General features: G+C 40.3%; 16 protein-coding genes and 1 pseudogene. 12 read left to right on the forward strand and 5 right to left on the reverse strand.

The window, feature by feature from the left end:
- Nucleotides 1-21 precede the first annotated feature (21 nt).
- Both AC2JBO_RS17815 and AC2JBO_RS17820 read left to right on the forward strand, forming a co-directional pair.
- Nucleotides 22-1,806, forward strand: coding sequence for an ABC transporter substrate-binding protein (locus AC2JBO_RS17815; protein ID WP_496954986.1), 1,785 nt, complete (start codon nt 22-24; stop codon nt 1,804-1,806).
- A gap of 59 nt (nt 1,807-1,865) precedes the next feature.
- A complete protein-coding gene (locus tag AC2JBO_RS17820; protein ID WP_496954987.1) occupies nt 1,866-3,674 on the forward strand; it encodes an ABC transporter substrate-binding protein in 1,809 nt (602 codons plus the stop codon).
- A gap of 305 nt (nt 3,675-3,979) precedes the next feature.
- Here AC2JBO_RS17820 and AC2JBO_RS17825 read toward each other — a convergent pair whose 3' ends face one another.
- Together AC2JBO_RS17825 and AC2JBO_RS17830 are read right to left on the reverse strand one after the other, a co-directional pair.
- Nucleotides 3,980-4,105, reverse strand: a complete 126-nt coding sequence (locus AC2JBO_RS17825; protein WP_496954988.1) for a hypothetical protein — start codon at nt 4,103-4,105, stop codon at nt 3,980-3,982.
- A 154-nt stretch (nt 4,106-4,259) separates the two neighbouring features.
- Nucleotides 4,260-4,550, reverse strand: coding sequence for a hypothetical protein (locus AC2JBO_RS17830; RefSeq protein ID WP_496954989.1), 291 nt, complete (start codon nt 4,548-4,550; stop codon nt 4,260-4,262).
- Nucleotides 4,551-4,938: 388 nt separating this feature from the next.
- Between AC2JBO_RS17830 and AC2JBO_RS17835 the strand changes: the two genes are divergently transcribed.
- From AC2JBO_RS17835 to argH, 4 genes are all read left to right on the forward strand, one after another.
- Nucleotides 4,939-6,747 carry an ABC transporter substrate-binding protein gene (locus tag AC2JBO_RS17835; RefSeq protein ID WP_496954990.1) on the forward strand — a complete coding sequence of 603 codons (1,809 nt, stop codon included), beginning with the start codon at nt 4,939-4,941 and terminating at the stop codon, nt 6,745-6,747.
- 4 nt (nt 6,748-6,751) lie between these two features.
- The gene (gene larB, locus AC2JBO_RS17840) at nt 6,752-7,540 is read left to right on the forward strand and encodes a nickel pincer cofactor biosynthesis protein LarB (protein ID WP_496954991.1); all 789 of its coding nucleotides are present in this window, start codon (nt 6,752-6,754) and stop codon (nt 7,538-7,540) included.
- A gap of 224 nt (nt 7,541-7,764) precedes the next feature.
- Nucleotides 7,765-7,971 (forward strand): hypothetical protein, encoded by a 207-nt coding sequence (locus AC2JBO_RS17845; RefSeq protein ID WP_496954992.1) that lies wholly within the window; start codon nt 7,765-7,767, stop codon nt 7,969-7,971.
- A gap of 93 nt (nt 7,972-8,064) precedes the next feature.
- The gene (gene argH, locus AC2JBO_RS17850; RefSeq protein ID WP_496954993.1) at nt 8,065-9,462 is read left to right on the forward strand and encodes an argininosuccinate lyase; all 1,398 of its coding nucleotides are present in this window, start codon (nt 8,065-8,067) and stop codon (nt 9,460-9,462) included.
- A 90-nt stretch (nt 9,463-9,552) separates the two neighbouring features.
- Here the strand turns inward: argH and AC2JBO_RS17855 are convergent, their stop codons facing one another.
- Nucleotides 9,553-9,717 (reverse strand): Asl3888 family RNA-binding protein, encoded by a 165-nt coding sequence (locus AC2JBO_RS17855; protein ID WP_496954994.1) that lies wholly within the window; start codon nt 9,715-9,717, stop codon nt 9,553-9,555.
- A 470-nt stretch (nt 9,718-10,187) separates the two neighbouring features.
- Here AC2JBO_RS17855 and AC2JBO_RS17860 point away from each other — a divergent pair, with 470 nt between their 5' ends.
- Nucleotides 10,188-10,682, forward strand: coding sequence for an NUDIX hydrolase (locus AC2JBO_RS17860; RefSeq protein ID WP_496954995.1), 495 nt, complete (start codon nt 10,188-10,190; stop codon nt 10,680-10,682).
- A gap of 355 nt (nt 10,683-11,037) precedes the next feature.
- On the forward strand, nt 11,038-11,874 hold the full coding sequence (locus AC2JBO_RS17865) for an alpha/beta fold hydrolase (protein WP_496954996.1): 837 nt from the start codon (nt 11,038-11,040) through the stop codon (nt 11,872-11,874).
- A 33-nt stretch (nt 11,875-11,907) separates the two neighbouring features.
- Here the strand turns inward: AC2JBO_RS17865 and AC2JBO_RS17870 are convergent, their stop codons facing one another.
- Nucleotides 11,908-12,633 carry a pantothenate kinase gene (locus AC2JBO_RS17870; RefSeq protein WP_496954997.1) on the reverse strand — a complete coding sequence of 242 codons (726 nt, stop codon included), beginning with the start codon at nt 12,631-12,633 and terminating at the stop codon, nt 11,908-11,910.
- A gap of 199 nt (nt 12,634-12,832) precedes the next feature.
- Here AC2JBO_RS17870 and AC2JBO_RS17875 point away from each other — a divergent pair, with 199 nt between their 5' ends.
- From AC2JBO_RS17875 to AC2JBO_RS17890, 4 genes and pseudogenes are all read left to right on the forward strand, one after another.
- On the forward strand, nt 12,833-14,557 hold the full coding sequence (locus AC2JBO_RS17875; RefSeq protein WP_496954998.1) for a diflavin flavoprotein: 1,725 nt from the start codon (nt 12,833-12,835) through the stop codon (nt 14,555-14,557).
- Between the two features lie 128 nt (nt 14,558-14,685).
- Entirely contained in the window at nt 14,686-16,389 is a 1,704-nt protein-coding gene (locus AC2JBO_RS17880; protein WP_496954999.1) for a diflavin flavoprotein, read from the forward strand.
- A gap of 187 nt (nt 16,390-16,576) precedes the next feature.
- Nucleotides 16,577-16,837, forward strand: a pseudogene (locus tag AC2JBO_RS17885) (BrnT family toxin); the annotation flags it as partial.
- The gene (locus AC2JBO_RS17890; RefSeq protein WP_496955000.1) at nt 16,834-17,040 is read left to right on the forward strand and encodes a BrnA antitoxin family protein; all 207 of its coding nucleotides are present in this window, start codon (nt 16,834-16,836) and stop codon (nt 17,038-17,040) included. The pseudogene AC2JBO_RS17885 and the gene AC2JBO_RS17890, both read left to right, overlap by 4 nt.
- Before the next feature lie 60 nt (nt 17,041-17,100).
- On the opposite strand, the gene AC2JBO_RS17895 is transcribed toward AC2JBO_RS17890, so the two are convergent.
- On the reverse strand, nt 17,101-17,367 hold the full coding sequence (locus tag AC2JBO_RS17895; protein ID WP_496955001.1) for a hypothetical protein: 267 nt from the start codon (nt 17,365-17,367) through the stop codon (nt 17,101-17,103).
- Nucleotides 17,368-17,470: the final 103 nt, after the last annotated feature.

The following is a 17,470-nucleotide window of genomic DNA, read 5'->3' on the forward strand; positions in this document are numbered from 1 at the left end:
TAAAAGCATAGAGTAAAGTATATGAATTTTGCGAGTTTGACTCAAATATTTAAGCGTAGCTGGATTTTATTGTTAGTGGGAACATTTATTGCTCTTACGCTCAACGGTTGCAACCCAAGTGATTTTAAAATTAAGGCTGCACAGGTTCCACAGTTGGTATATGCAATTACAGCAGAACCTAAAACCTTCAACTACGTCCTCAGTAAAGAGTCTCCAAACGTATTCGCACCAATATACGAGGGGATGTTGATGGAAAATGGTGTTACAGCTGACCTTGAACCTGCATTGGCAGAGTCATGGAAAGAGGAAGGACAAAAAATCATCTTTACTCTACGGGAAAATTTGAAATGGTCAGATGGAAAACCGCTGACGGCAGATGATGTTGTTTTCACATTTAACAAAATATACTTCAACAAAAGTATTCCTACGAGTATTCGTGACGTTGTAGTTATCGGTAAAAATCGCGTTTTCCCAAGTGTTACTAAATTAGACGATCGTCGTATTGAGGTAAGTTCTCCTGAACCTTTTGCACCATTATTACGAACTATTGGCGGATTAGCGGTTCTACCTCAGCATGTGCTACAAGATACATTAGATAAAAAAGACGCAAGCGGAAACCTTCAGTTTTTATCAACTTGGGGTACAGGTACAGACCCGAAAAAAATTGTTTCAAATGGTCCTTTTATGCTGGACAGCTACAAAACTAGTGAAAGGGTAGTATTTCGCCGTAATCCTTACTACTGGCGCCGTGATGCTCAAGGTAAGCAGATGCCTTATATTGATCGAATGGTGTGGCAAATCGTTGAAAGTCCTGATACTTCTTTGATGCAGTTCCGCTCTGGTGGACTAGATTTGCTTGAAGTGGCGCCGAGAAATTTTTCACTGTTGAAACAAGAAGAAAAGCGCGGAAATTTTAGAATTTATGAAGGTGGACCCGACCAAATAGCTATTTATGTAACTTTTAATCAAAATACGGGCAGTCGCAATGGTAAACCTTTCATTGACCCCATTAAGTCACGCTGGTTTAGAACTAAAGAATTTCGTCAAGCAATAGCCCACGCTATTGACCGCCCCACTATGCTAACTAATGCTTTCCGGGGAATAGGACAGTTACAGTACTCAGCAACGTATTCAGGTAGTCCTTTTTACCTTTCTCCTGAAAAAGGTTTAAAGGTATATAACTATGACCCAGAAAAAGCCAAAAAACTTTTACTCCAAGCAGGATTTAAATACAACGAAAGAGGTCAACTTCTCGATAAAGATGGAAATCGTGTTCGCTTCATATTAACTGCTGCAACAGGAAGTCCCACTGGGGCAATTGTCGCTTCGCAAATGAAACTTGATATGGCGAAAATTGGTATACAAATGGACTTGCAGCAAATTGATTTTGGTACTTTGGGCGATAAACTAGGTAGTTCTTTTGACTGGGAAGCACACTATGGTGCAGTTGGTGGCGGTGGGGTTGACCCTAATGGTGCTGCAAATTTTTGGGCAGTCAACGGTGAATATCGACCTTTTAACCAGGCGCCAACCGCCGGACAACCACCTGTCCAAGGACGTGAAATCCAACCTTGGGAAGAAGAAATCGCTCGGTTGTATGTTGAAGGCGCCCAAGAACTTGATGAGAACAAGCGTAAAGAAATATACTGGCAAGCTGAACGGATTGCTGCTGAAAACTTACCTTACATTTACTTGTTCAATCCCATATCCTTAATGGCTGTGCGTAATCGAGTTCAAAATGTTAAGTACTCTGCTTATGGTGGCGCCTTATGGAATATATATGAATTAAAAGTAATTGATAATTAATTTGTACTAATTGTACGGTGGGCAGTGCCCACCCTACCTATTACTAAGGAATATAACTTATGAATTTTATTATTTCAAACCAAATATTCAATAAACGTACTTGGATTTTGGCTTTCGTTGGGGTGTTTGTAGCTATGACCCTCAACGCTTGTAACCCTAGCGACTTTAAAACCCAAGCTGCACAAGTTCCGCAACTAGTTGTATCGGCAACAACTAACCCAAAAACCTTTAACAACGCGCTAATTCAAGAATCTCCTAATATTTCGAGCTTTACTTACGAGCAGCTGGCTAATACCAATGGAGTAACTAAAGAAATTGAGCCAGCGCTAGCAGAATCTTGGACAATCTCTCCAGATAAACTTAAGTATACTTTTAAGTTGCGCTCAGGGTTGAAATGGTCGGATGGAAAACCATTAACTGCGGATGATGTGGTTTTTTCCTTTAAAGACGTTTACATGAACAAAAGCATCTCCACCTATGCTCAAGATGCTCTTCGTATTGGTAAAAGTAAAACTTTTCCAAAAGTTAGTAAAATAGATGAGCTAAATGTTGAGTTTGCTTTACCTGAACCTTATTCACCATTTTTACGTAGTGTTGCCGCAGGCATAGCCATAATACCAGAACACGCACTGCGTAAAGCAGTTGAAACTAAACGTGGTGATGGAAGACCTGAATTTCTTTCAACTTGGGGAACTGACACCGACCCCAAGAAAATTGTAGTAAATGGTCCGTATACTATCGAAAGCTATGCATCTAATCAACGTTTGGTATTTCGGCGTAACCCATATTACTGGCGTAAAGATGCTCAAGGTAAACCCTTACCACAAATCGAGCGTGTGGTTTGGCAAATCGTAGAAAATGCGGATACTGCGCTAATGCAGTTTCGTTCTGGAGGATTAGATTTACTCGAAATTGGTCCAGGTAGCTTCCAGTTGCTTAAACGCGAAGAAAAACGAGCTAATTTCAAAATCGAAAATGCAGGCCCAGATTCGGGAACTGGTTTTGTAACATTCAATCTCAACAAAGGTTCTCGTAATGGTAAACCCCTTATTGACCCGATAAAGTCGAAGTGGTTCAACAATGTTGGTTTCAGGCAAGCAGTAGCTTATGCAATCGACCGTCCAACTCTAATCAACAATAACTTACGTGGTTTGGGAGAAACCCAAGATTCTCCGATTTCCGTTCCCAGTCCTTATTACTTGTCTCCCCAAGAAGGTCTCAAACGCTACGAATACAATCCAGAAAAAGCTAAACAACTTTTAGTAAAATCTGGATTTAAATACGATGCCAGAAATCAACTTTTGGATGCAGACGGAAATAAAGTTCGCTTTTCAATGATGACAACCTCTGGTGGTAGACCAACTGTTCCAGCTACAATCAAACAAAATCTTGCCCAGGTGGGTATTCAAGTCGATTTACTGTTCCTCGACTTTAGTGTTATTGGCGAGAAAATATCGAATACGCTTGATTGGGAATGCTGGTTAGGCGCCATTACTGGTGGAATAGAGCCAAATGATGGTTATAACGTTTGGTCAGTCGAAGGAAACTTCCACGTTTTCAACCAAAATGCTCAAAGCGGACAAACTCCTGTTACAGGATGGGAAGTATCTGATTGGGAGAAGAAAATCGACAAACTTTACATTGATGGCGCCAGAGAATCTGACGAAGCAAAGCGCAAAGCTATTTACGACGAAACACAGCGTCTTGCACAAGAGTATTTACCATTTATTCACTTGGTTAATTCCTTATCTCTTGTTGCAGTACGTAACAAAGTGGAAGGTTTAAAATACACTTCGATTTTTTCTTCTCCCCAAAGCTTTAACTGGAACATTTATGAAATGAAAGTTAAAGATGCAAAAGCTAGTTAGTAAGGTGGGCATTGCTAGCCCTGTCAAGGTGTAAGCTTCGTAGGGTGCGTAACGCTATAACAATATTTCAACGAAGCGAAGATTTTGTAGCGTTACGCACCATAAACATTTTTAAATATTTTTTAGGTTTAGTACTTTGAAAGTAACAATCAAAAATTTCCTTGTACCTGTAGACCATAAATTGAATTACCCTTATCATCACTATCGATAAAAGGAAATAAAATTAGTCCGTGCTTTTGACTAAAAAATAATGTTTTATCTTTTAGCCCCCTTATAAAAGGGGGTTGGGGGATCAAATAGTAGAATTACTGAGCAAAAGCGGCGCCACAGCTACCTGCTGGTACGCTGGTAAAGTTATTAGTACCAACGCTATTAGCACCAGTAGGTAGAGGTAATACAGGAGTAAATGTACCTGTATTAGTTGATAGCAATGAATCTTCAAGTCGGAATACAGCAACATAATTTGTATTGGAAGTCTGACGCGAGCGGAGGGCAATACCAATACCACCGACATTAGTTACAGTGTTGTTGGAAACATTACCTAATCCTAAGACAGCATCACCATCCGAACCAAAACTAACACCCTTATCGTGGGGTTTGCATTAAAGGGAAAAAGCCTTCAAAACTACCGTAAGAGTTAAAACCTGACCCTTCTGTAGTATACCCAGCACCAACGCGCGGACTAAATATAATTGTCTGTGTATCTGATGTCGCGTTTTCTTCAGTTTGAGCCAGTAGTTTTCCTGACTTGCCAACTGTTTGATTTACTTGACTAATTTCTTTTGTCGATGCGGTTTGTGCGCTTGCAGTTGAGGTAAATATACCTAACAATAGCAGCGTAAAATACAATGATATATTTGCTTTTTTGATAGGCATTTTTTTACCAAAATAATGTTGGGATTGGCAACTTATACAATCCAAACTTTATCTGTATGGTATTAAGATTGAATTATGCTAATGTTTCTGTTTATTTATCATTTATTGTAGTAATTTTTTATTGAATTTATTGATACATTTACACAAATATTATTTGTCTAGATTATGATTTTGAACGAAGTATATTTTCAAATGAATTTATACTACTAGTTTACGTTTAAAAACAAGAAAGTGGGAAAACTGCGTTTACGTTCGCGACTCATGACAAAAGTTCAAAGTTTACCCGTTTGTAGTATAAAAATTGTGAGCAGATTGCTAAATATTATTTTATGTGTGTATAATATATGGCTTACAAAGAAGAAAGCGCGCTCCGCGCTTACTACGAGCTATGATTCACGATTTGCGGTATTGGCGCCGTTGGGTTGCATTGGTATTGGCGGGTATATTATTCATATTTTTTCAGTTTGCACTTACTAGTTGTAATCCTAGTAATTTAAGAGCTAAAAGTAATCAGTCACAGTGGACTACTACTTTGTTGAGTGACCCTAAAACTTTTAATTTTGCTCTCAACGAAGAATTTCCGAATGTCTTTCTGTTTACCGCTGAGGGTTTGACTACTATTAATGCGATGACGAGGAAAATTGAGCCTGCTTTAGCTGAGTCGTGGCAGTTCTCTCAGGATAATAAGCGGGTGACTTTTACTTTACGTGATAATTTGAAGTGGTCGGATGGTCAACCATTGACAGCAGAAGATGTTGTTTTTACTTATAAAGATATTGTTTTTAACAAAGATATTCCTACAGGTTGGCAAGATACTCTCAAAATTGGTAAGAGTCGTGCGTTCCCCGAAGTGCGTCAAATTGATCAGCGTAGAGTAGAGTTTATTTTCCCTGAACCGTTTGCACCGTTTTTGTTTTCAACTACTGGTTCTCCTGATGGTGTAGGAATTTTACCGAAACACGCTTTATATAAAAGTACTATAACTAAAGACAAAAACGGTAATCCATTATTTCTATCAACATGGGGTACTGGCACTAACCCATCTGATGTGATAGTTAATGGTGCTTATTTGATTGATAGATATATTCCTAGTCAACGGCTAATATTTAAGCGTAACCCTTATTACTGGCGCCAAGATACTCAAGGTAATAGGTTGCCTTATGTTGAACGAGTCATTTGGGAAATTATTGAATCGACAGATACTGGAGTACTACAATTTCGTTCGGGTGGTTTGGATACGTTGATTGTTTCTCCAGAAAACTTTGCTTTGCTCAAGAAAGAAGAAAAACGCGGTAATTTTACTATATATAATGGTGGAGCAGCTTTTAGCAAAAGCTTTATTTCTTTTAACTTGAACACAGGCAAGCGCAAAAATGGACAACCTTTAGTTAACCCTGTAAAATCACGCTGGTTTAATAATATCGCATTTAGACGCGCGGTTGCTCATGCTATCGACCGTGAGACAATGTTAAATAATGTATTGCGGGGTTTGGGTGAATTACATAACTCACCTATCGATATTCAAAGTCCGTATTATTTATCACCTGAGAAGGGTTTGAAGGTTTACGAATACAATTTAGAAAAGGCAAAAAAATTACTTTTAGATGCCGGATTCAAATATGATAGTAAACAACAGTTGCTTGATGCTGATGGGAATCGTGTTCGTTTTACTTTGATTACAAACGTGGAAAACAAAACTCGTGTGACAATGGCAGCGCAAATCAAGGGAGATTTAGCTAAAATTGGTATAAAGGTAGACTCTAATCCTATTTCTTTTAACACGCTTGTTAATAAACTAAATAATGATCTTGATTGGGAGTGTTATTTACTTGGTTTTACTGGTTCGTTGGAACCTAATGATGGAGCAAACAAATGGACACCAGATGGTAACTCCCATTCCTTCAACCAAAAGACACAGCGAGGACAAGAACAATTAATTAACAGAAGAGTTAATGACTGGGAAGAAGAAATTGGGCGCCTGTATATCGAAGCAGCACAAGAATTAGACGACAATAAACGTAAGGAAATTTACGCAAAAACTCAGCAAATAACGCAGGAGTATTTACCCGAAATTTACTTAGTTACTCCATTATCTTTGGTAGCAACCCGAAACCGTATTCAAAACGTGAAATTTTCTGCGCTTGGCGCCCAAGGTGGAACATTATGGAATAAGTACGAGTTAAAATTGAAAGAATAATTAAATGACAAATTATCAAAATTTGCGCGACCTTCTCGAATCTGTTGCGAATGGTAGTCTGAGTAAGGATACCGCATTCGATAAACTCAAAGATTTAGCATATGAACCTGTTGGAGAATTTGCAAAAATTGACCATCACCGTGAACTAAGAACAGGTTTCCCCGAAGTTATTTGGGGACAAGGCAAAACCCCCGAACAAATTGCTCAAATTATGAATGTGATGCGGCAACGTAACGCTGTAGTTATGGCAACGCGCATTTCACCAGATGTATATTACTCGCTGCAGCCAAAAGTTAGGGAACTGCGATATTTTGATCTGGCGAGAATTTGCGCGATTACTCCCCCCACAATCGAACCGAAACATCACGGAATTATTGGTATAATTTCTGCTGGTACTGCTGATTTACCAATTGCTGAGGAAGCTGCCGTCACTGCCGAACTTTGTGGGTTTCATGTCCAGAGACTATGGGATGTTGGTGTTGCTGGTATTCACCGTTTACTTAATAACCGTCACGTTATCGAGTCCGCAGCTGTGTTAATAGTCGTTGCTGGAATGGAAGGCGCCTTGCCCAGTGTAGTTGCGGGTTTAGCAGATTGTCCCGTTGTGGCTGTCCCTACAAGTATTGGATACGGCGCCAGTTTTGGTGGACTGGCGCCACTGTTAACGATGTTGAACTCGTGTGCAGCAGGTATCGGAGTTGTAAATATTGATAATGGCTTTGGTGCTGCAGTACTAGCGGGACAAATTTTAAGAACAGCCGAGAAATTGCGGTTGGCGCCACCCTCACACTAAGGTTAAGACTGTATTTTGCAAAACTAATACAATCTTAGAATTCAAACAAAATGATACATTTTTTAACGAAAAACTGGTTAATACTGGTGGCTTTTACTCTCAGCTTTGTTTTGACTGTAAGTATTTCTGCTTAGAGTCAGTAGTGGACATTATTTGGGTATTGAGGTTAAGACAGTGTATGTTTCGCGTCTCTACTAATATTTTTTACACAAATTTGATAGGATATGGAAATTTTTAGCGATTGGGTGTTTCAATTTGGACAAAGTGTGCCTATAGATTTGACTGTTTTCGCTCAAAACGTCACCGACCCAAATCTCTTGGGTCAGGTACAAAAGTCATTTACGCACTTCGTACAAACAGGGCAAGCATGGGCACTGTTGATTGGATTGGCTATTGGCTATATGATTCGGAATCTAACTAGCTATGGTTAAAAGTATGGTGCGTGACGCTACCAGATCATTCGTTTGATTTCACAATTGTTATAGCGTCACGCACCCTACGTAAAACTTTCCCAACAGGTGTTTATGACTCAGCAAAAAAATTGGAGTCCCCGATTTGAATCAGGACTGCATCCTCATATTACTCGCTTTAATGCGAGTATTAATTTTGATATTGAATTAATTGAATACGATATAACTGGTTCGCAGGCTCACGCGAAGATGCTCGCCCATACTGGTATTATCTCAAAAGAAGAAGGTGAAACACTTGTTTCTGGTTTGGAGCAAATTCGTCATGAGTATCGCTCAGGCCAGTTTACCCCAGGTATTGATGCTGAAGACGTACATTTTGCTGTTGAACGGCGCCTGACAGAAATAGTTGGTGATGTCGGTAAGAAACTTCATACCGCGCGTTCGCGTAACGACCAGGTTGGTACTGATACTCGTCTTTATTTACGCACGCAAATAGAGCAAATTCGCCGTCAACTTCGAGAATTCCAATCTGTATTAGTTGATATTGCCGAGCAAAATATCGAAACGCTTGTACCCGGATACACCCATCTACAGCGCGCGCAACCACTCAGTCTAGCCCACCACCTTCTCGCTTATTTCCAGATGGCACAACGTGACTGGGAACGGTTGGGTGATGTTTGGCACCGTGTAAATATATCGCCACTAGGGTGTGGTGCTTTGGCTGGAACAACTTTTCCTATTGACCGCCACTATAGTGCTAAATTATTAGACTTTGATGCTGTCTACGAAAATAGCCTTGATGGTGTCAGCGATAGAGATTTTGCAATTGAATTTACTTGTGCAGCTAGCTTAATTATGGTTCACCTTAGCCGTCTTGCTGAAGAGGTAATTTTTTGGGCAAGTCAAGAATTTGGCTTTGTTACCTTATTAGATAGCTGTGCTACTGGTTCAAGTATTATGCCCCAAAAGAAAAACCCCGACGTTCCAGAACTGGTACGGGGAAAAACTGGTCGTGTTTTCGGTCATCTCCAAGCATTGCTGGTGATGATGAAAGGACTACCCTTGGCATATAACAAGGACTTACAAGAAGATAAAGAAGGCTTATTTGATAGCGTTAACACTATCAAAGCTTGCTTAGAAGCTATGACGATATTGTTACGCTCTGGTTTGCAGTTTAATACTCCCCGTTTAGAAAACGCTGTCTGTGAAGACTTTTCTAATGCTACTGACGTAGCTGACTATTTAGCTGCCAAAGGAGTTCCATTTCGCGAAGCTTATAACCTTGTTGGTAAAGTTGTTAAAACTTGTATTACCGCAGATAAACTTTTACTTGACTTAACTTTAATTGAGTGGAAACAATTACATCCCGCTTTTGAACCTGATATTTATGAGGCTATTGCCCCTCGTCAAGTTGTTGCTGCACGTAACAGCTACGGTGGTACTGGCTTCACTCAAGTTAGAGAAGCATTAACTCGTGCTAGGACGACTTTAGGCGCCGAGCCAACTGAGTAAAAGCTATATTGACTAGTAAAACGCAACAAGCGGGCGTACACGAATGTACGCCCGAACCATAGCGACAAGCGTGAACGCATGAGCAATATATTACTCAGCATCCATTGCTGCTGCGCCTTCTTCTTCTTCACTCTTAGGTGGTCTTTGCTGGAATCTTCGCTGCATTCTTCCCGTAGTAGTCCGTTTACGGAACTTCCGGGCATAAGCCTGGTTCCGTAGCGCCTTTTCTTTTTTTGGGTTACGGCGCTTTGCCATGTTCACCTCATTTTATAAACAACGAAAAAGCCATGTTAGACATCTACTTAACAAATATAGTTTGCCTTACTAGCTTTTTTATTTCTTGAACAGCATACTAGTATACCTTATATACCACAATTGTGTCAAGAGGATTATCAATAGGTGAGTTTTTTCTTGTACCATAAAAAGGTACATTGTTTGAGAAGGATAATTAATAAATTTGGAATAAATTTGGGCTGGTGGTGAGTTTAAACGTTGTATTAAATACAAAGACCATGTATTTATTAAATAAATCTAATTTACGTATGTAGGCATACACAGCTTAAATATTCTATGGATGTTAATATTGATTTGTTCTGCGGTAATCGTTAGAATATAGCGCGAACCATGAAGATTATCATCGCAAGCTCAAAAATTAATAGCTCCTTTAGAGCAGATACTCATTGGTTCGTTGGAACACTCATAAGTCAAATTACAAACTTTGAAGATTGAATATACTTGCCTTGTTTGCTATAGCGATTCAAACCACACGTAGCTGGTGGCGTTTCGGACAAACTGTACTTGGTGTTATATTTCGCCACCCAATTCCCGGTACGAGTATAATTCCCATTCTACCTGATGGCAGAATTGTGCTAATTCGGCGCCGTGACAACGGTCTATGGGCATTACCCGGAGGAATGATTGATTGGGGGGAAGATATACCTAACACTGTTGAACGCGAGTTGAAAGAAGAAACTGGGTTGGATTTGGTGAAAATTACGCGACTAATTGGTGTATACTCGGCGCCAGACCGTGACCCCAGAATACATTCAATTTGCGTAGTTGTCGAAGCCAAAGTTCAAGGCAGTATGGCCGTTCAAGATAAATTGGAAGTTATGGATATACAAGCGTTCTATCCGGATTCCATTCCCAACGAACCAATGTCCCACGACCACGCTCGACAATTACAAGATTACTTGAAAGGTTCTTTAACACTTTCGTAAGTTAGCAAAACACTCAGTCGAAAGCGGTATAAATAGTTATACCAATTATTCAGTATACCCGAAGCGCCATAATTGGAAGCGCTTCGGGTAATTGTACTAACTTTATATTAACCATCGATATTAATTATCTAGTATGATAAATATACCTGGCTCAACCTAAGTAAAAATCTACTGGCTATCTGAAAGTTTAGAACATTTATTTATATTTAGTGCGTTTGTATTGAAGGCTATAGCAGGTGAATAATCCTGTGAGCGTATATTTTCGCGTGGCTATCTTTGAACGTGTATAACAGAAGTCGGTGGAAAATACGGTGACGGAAATAATTAACTTTTAACTTCTTGCTTCTACATTCAAATGGAAACTTTATTTCGTAACTCCCGGAGAAAGCTCTCTACTGGGCAGCTATTTTGGCGTGAAGTTGGTAATGGGCAGACTGTCGTTTTTTTACATGGTAATTGGAACGAAGGTAGTCAATGGGTGCCGACGATGGAGTTATTATCGCTCGACTACCATTGTTTGGCACCAGATCTATTGGGGTTTGGAGAGTCTGAAATTCCCGATATTCATTATTCTATAGATTTACAAGTTGATTGCTTGGCAGAGCTTTTGACTATACTTAAGCTTGAGCGCGTATATTTAGTTGGAGATTCATTAGGCGCCTGGATAGCGGCAAGCTATACTTTGAAGTATCCGGAGCGAGTGCTTGGGTTAATTTTGGTTTCTCCAGAAGGTGTTGCGACAGAAGCAACTGAAAAACGTTTAAAGTCCATGCGAAGTATTCTTAAACGTTCTGAGTTAATGTTCCTGATATTAAAGTTACTGCGTCCAATTACCAAAATGTTTGGACGTGAAATTAAAGTCAAAGAAGAATGGCGCCAGCGTTTGGTTATGGAAAAATTTCCAACTGCATGTGAATTATTATTTGACCGTCAGCTTCCAGAAATACGTGCCGAATTTTTGGAAAATCGTTTGAGCTTTTTAGTCGTTCCCGTTTTAATTTTACAAGGCGGTAAAGATACACAAGAAGCCATTGCTGTTAGTCAAGCTTATGGAGAATTAATACCAGGTGCGAACTTGAAAATGATTGCTCATGGTCAGCATAATTTGCCAGAGTCATCTAGCAATGATGTAACACAAGAAATTCGTAACTTTATTAAAAGCCGTAAAACTAGTAGGGCAGTTTTTAGTTAATAAAAACAAATACTGATTTACAAATCACAGCAATTATATACCAATACTAATTACTACTTCCTTAATTCCCCATAAAATTAAATCGTGTTCAACAGTGATACACAGGGCTATGTCTGGATTAATAAGTTGTAAGTAGGAATAAAGAAGCGAGCTATCCCCTCCTGTCATCACCACCTTTGATAAAGGAAATAAGAGTATCCACGCTGTAACAAAATCTTTGATTCCAGCAAGTAAGGTGTAAATAACTCCGCTTTGCATCGCTTCTAGAGTATTTATTGCCCAACGTAAAGGTAAGGAGTGCGGTGGTTCGACATTTGGTAACTGCCCAGTTCGCATCGACAAACTTCCCAACTGTAAACTCAATCCTGGTAAAATCGCTCCACCAATTAATGCTTGGTTACTATCGGCACCTGTAAATGTCAGTGCTGTTCCCGCATCAATTACCAGTACAGGAAACCCCAAAACTCGACCGGCGCCAAATACAGCTAATGCTCTGTCAATTCCCAAAGTCGGATACATTTGAATAAGCTCAACTGAATGCAAACTAATTAGCTTGACATTTGGGTAATTTTGCCATATGGCGGTCTGTGATGGAACTACAGAAGCAAGATACAGAGGCAGATGAGGGTTTAAAGGACAAGGTAATTCTGGGGTTAATAAGTAATCACTATCCCAACTATAGATAAAATCCTTGTTTTCAAATAATCCCCAGTGCAACCGCGAATTCCCAATCATTAACCCTAACCAGTTTTCTGACATTAACTTCTCACTCGTAAGGTGCGTGACGCTACTAGTTCCGACGTTTTATTTTACGATTGTTATGGCGTCACGCACCCTACCTTCTGACTCTTTTGTTTTATTTAACTCATCTATAGCTTTTTTAATAATTATTTACATTTAACTCATGCCACAATAGAGGTAGATGTAATAAATACTTATTAATACAAGAGGAGAGTTTATGGTAGCACTCACCGAAAAGACTCAAAAAAGACTTACTATACAGATTGCTGATATAGCTACCGACACAACAGCAGTTCGCTCGCTCGATTGGGATAGAGACCGCTTTGATATTGAGTTTGGCTTGCAGAATGGCACTACATACAACTCATTCTTAATTCGTGGAGAGAAAACTGCTCTAGTAGATACTTCACATGAGAAGTTCCGTCATCTATATTTAGACGCAGTTAAAGGTTTAATCGACTTTAGCGAAATAGACTATTTAATCATCAGTCATACAGAACCTGACCACAGCGGTTTAGTCAAAGACGTTCTCAAACTTGCGCCAGACATTACTGTCGTCGGTTCAAAAGTCGCGATTCAATTTTTGGAAAATCTCGTACATACACCATTTAAGCGGCAAATCGTCAAAAACGCCGATAAATTAGACTTAGGTAACGGGCATGAACTCGAATTCGTAATTGCTCCCAATTTACACTGGCCTGACACCATTTTTACATTCGACCACAAAACCAAGACATTATATACCTGTGATGCATTTGGATTGCATTACTGTTCCGATGCCACATTCGATGAAAATTTGGAAGCAATTTCTCCAGATTATAAATACTACTACGAATGTTTGATGGCGCCAAACGCACGTTCAGTGTTGTCAGCACTGAAGCGGATGGGCGAACTTCAACAAATCGACATGATAGCTACAGGTCACGGACCACTGTTATCGCACAACGTTCAGGAGTTAACAACAAGATATCGTACCTGGAGTCAAACTCAAGCAAAAGCCGAAACAGCAGTTGGTATATTCTACGTTTCTGAGTATGGCGCCTCTGATCGACTTGCTCAATCACTTGCTAACGGTATTAGCAAAACAGGTGTAGCTGTAGAAATGATAGATTTGGGTGGCAACCCTGATTTACAGGAACTACGTGAACTTGTTGGTCGAGTTGCGGGTATTGTAATTGGTATGCCTCCCACTACCAACAACGCGAACATTCAAGGTGCCCTTGGTACAATATTAGGTTCTGCAAAAGAAAAACAAGCCATTGGTATTTTTGAAACCGGTGGTGGTAACGACGAACCAACTTATCCGTTACTCAACAAATTCCGCGCGTTAGGTTTACATGTCGCATTCCCTGTGATTGAAATTCGCGAAACTCCTACCGAGAATACCTACAAACTTTGCGAAGAAGCGGGAACTGACTTAGCACAGTGGGTAACGCGCGATAAAAGCATCAAACAAATGAAGTCACTAGGCGCCGACCTTGATAAAGCTTTAGGTCGAATTAGTGGCGGTTTATACATTATCACAGCGAAGAAAGGCGATGTACAAAGCGCGATGTTAGCTTCGTGGGTAGCGCAAGCAAGCTTCAAACCATTAGGTTTTTCACTAGCGGTAGCAAAAGACCGTGCGATTGAATCACTGATGCAAGTAGGTGATAAATTTGTCCTTAACGTTCTCGAAGAGGGTAATTATCAAGGTTTAATGAAACACTTCCTAAAAAGATTTGCACCAGGTGCAGACCGTTTTGAAGGAGTACGTACACAACCAGCTCAAAACGGCACCCCTATTCTAGCGGATGCACTAGCGTACATGGAATGTGAAGTAGCAAGCCGACTTGATGCAGGCGACCACTGGATAGTTTACTGTACTGTTTACGCTGGCAGAGTTTCTAGACCCGAAGGACTAACCGCAGTACACCACCGTAAAGTTGGTAATCACTATTAAGGAGTAAAAAGTGCTGAGTGCTGAGTATGGAGTTTTAGATCAAACATCCCCTTCTCAGAACTTAGAACTCATAACTCAGCACTCATAACTCAGCACTCAGAACTCAGCACTCAGAACTCAGCACTCTTATGTCAATCAAACCTCGTGATGTTCAAGTTTTACCAGTTGCTACAGATACGCGCGTATTTCGTTCTCGCAGTTGGGCACGTTTAAGATTTGAAGTTGAGTACGCTTTAGCAAAGGGTACTACTGCGAATTGTTTTTTAATCGAAGGCAATAAAATAGCCCTTATTGATCCACCTGGAGAAACATTCACTGAAATTTTCTTGAATGCATTACAGCAACGGGTTGATCTTAAAAAGATAGATTATGTAATTCTCGGTCACGTCAACCCAAACCGCGCGGCAACATTAAAGGCTTTATTTGAAATTGCACCTCAAATTACGTTCGTTTGTTCTAACCCAGGCGCCATCAATTTACGCGGTGCGTTAGAAAATCCAGATTTACCTATATTAGTCAAACGTGGTGAAGAAACACTAGATTTGGGTAAGGGACACCATTTAGAATTTATTCCTACACCTAACCCTCGTTATCCTGACGAACTTTGCACCTACGACCCGCAGACAGAAATTTTATACACAGACAAATTATTCGGCGCCCATATATGTGGCGACCAAGTATTTGATGAAGGTTGGCAATCGTTCCTAGAGGATAGAAGATATTACTTTGAGTGTGTAATGGCGCCTCACGCGCGTCAAGTTGATACAGCACTAGAAAAGCTGTCTGATTTGAAAGTGCGGATGTACGCTCCTAACCACGGACCAATGGTGCGGTATGGGTTAATCGAATTAACCAAAGCGTATCGCGAATGGATACAGCAACAAACCAACCAAGAAAACACCGTAGCATTAATTTATGCTTCAGCATACGGGAATACCGCAACAGTAGCTCAAGCTATTGCCTACGGTATTACTAAAGCAGGTGTAAGAGTAGAATCAATAAACTGTGAATTTGCCGACCCAGCAGAAATTCAAGAAGCTGTCGAAAAATCAGCAGGGTTTATCATGGGTTCTCCCACATTAGGAGGACATGCACCCACACCCGTACAAACAGCTTTAGGAATAGTACTAGCCAACGCTAGCAAAACCAAACTTGCAGGAGTATTTGGTTCCTATGGTTGGAGCGGTGAAGCTATTGACATATTAGAAACAAAACTCAAAGACGGAGGATACCGTTTTGGGTTTGACCCTATCCGCGTCAAATTCAAACCCGACGATAAAACAATCCAATTTTGCGAAGAAGCAGGAACCGACTTTGCCCAAGCTATTAAACGTATAAACCGAGTTCGAGTAGCTTCAGCACCTGCAAGCAGTTTAGAACAAGCTGTAGGAAGAATTCTTGGTTCAATGTCAGTAATTACCGCAAAGCAAGGTGATGTATCAAGCGCTATGCTCGCATCGTGGATATCACAGGCAAGCTTTAATCCCCCTGGTTTGACTATTTCTGTAGCTAAAGACCGTGCGTTAGAACCTTTAATGCACTCCGGAAACAGCTTTGCTGTAAATATTTTGGCAGAAGGTAGAGAAATTCGGAAGCACTTCATGAAAAACTACGCACCAGGTCAAGATAGATTTGCTGGGTTAGAAACAACTGATGCTGCTAATGGTTCACCTGTTTTGATGGGCGCCTTAGCTTATTTAGAATGTACCGTCAAAGACCGTATGGAAGTAGGCGACCATTGGTTAGTATACGCCACAGTAGACGACGGTAAAGTCCTAAATCAAGATGGCGTCACCGCAGTCCACCACCGCAAATCAGGCAACCACTACTAAGTAAGGTGGCACTGCCCACCATACAAGCCAATTTTTGTAGAGACGCGATTGAATCGCGTCTCTACGCAAGAGTTAAATTAACAAATATTCATACAGGTTTCGATACCCATCCCACAGGATAATTGTGAACATTTTTGTATATTGAAATCCCAACCGAAAAAAAATATAGTATTCGTGGGATGAACAAAAAGCAGAATCAAACGAGCGAAAACACGGTGTTTCGTTTGAGGAAGCGCAAACCGTCTTTTATGACGAGAACGCGCGTTTGACGTATGACCCAGAACACTCTGTCGGAGAAAAACGTTATATCTTATTAGGTGTAAGCAGCGTTTTACGATTACTTATCGTTTGCCATATCTATAAAGAAAACGATGAACTTATTCGTATCATCTCAGCACGTATAGCAACCAAGCGAGAACGTCAACAGTACCGTGATTTTTTCTCATGAAAGAAGAATACGATTTTTCTGAATCTGTTAAAAACCCATACGCTAAAAAACTCAAAAAGCCAGTAACAATCAGGCTAGAGGATGATGTCGTTAACTATTTTAAAAGTCTTACTGAAGAAACAGGTATTCCTTATCAAAGTTTAATAAATCTTTACTTACAGGACTGCGTAAGGACAAAACGCAAGCTATTATTCCCAGAATGAGCATAAGTTATAACATCAACAGTATTTATGCCTGCAGGTGAGGCATAGCTTCGAATGGCACTAAGAAATCGTGAAACCCACGCGACACGGGGACGCGGAGAAAAAATCAATAACGCGCGGGTTTACAAGGCTCATGCTGCCACAAGTCTCACGATCCTTGTGTCCTCCCCGCGTCCCCACGTCCCCAACACTGGCGCCATCAATAACCGTAGAATAAATACCACTAGGTGCAGTCACATCAGTACCAGAAGCAGTAATCTCGATTAAATCAGAAGCGTATACATTAATTAGTCCACATGTACCTAAATCCTTAGTGCGACCAGACAACAAACCCTGTTAAAATATTGGGTGTGGTATTAGCAACCGTTACAATGTCAGCCAAAGACAAGTTTCATGAAGTCGTCAAAAACGCACTTCAAAAAGATGGGTG

The sequence above is a fragment of the Calothrix sp. CBUCES-K 9914 genome (assembly GCF_059640475.1).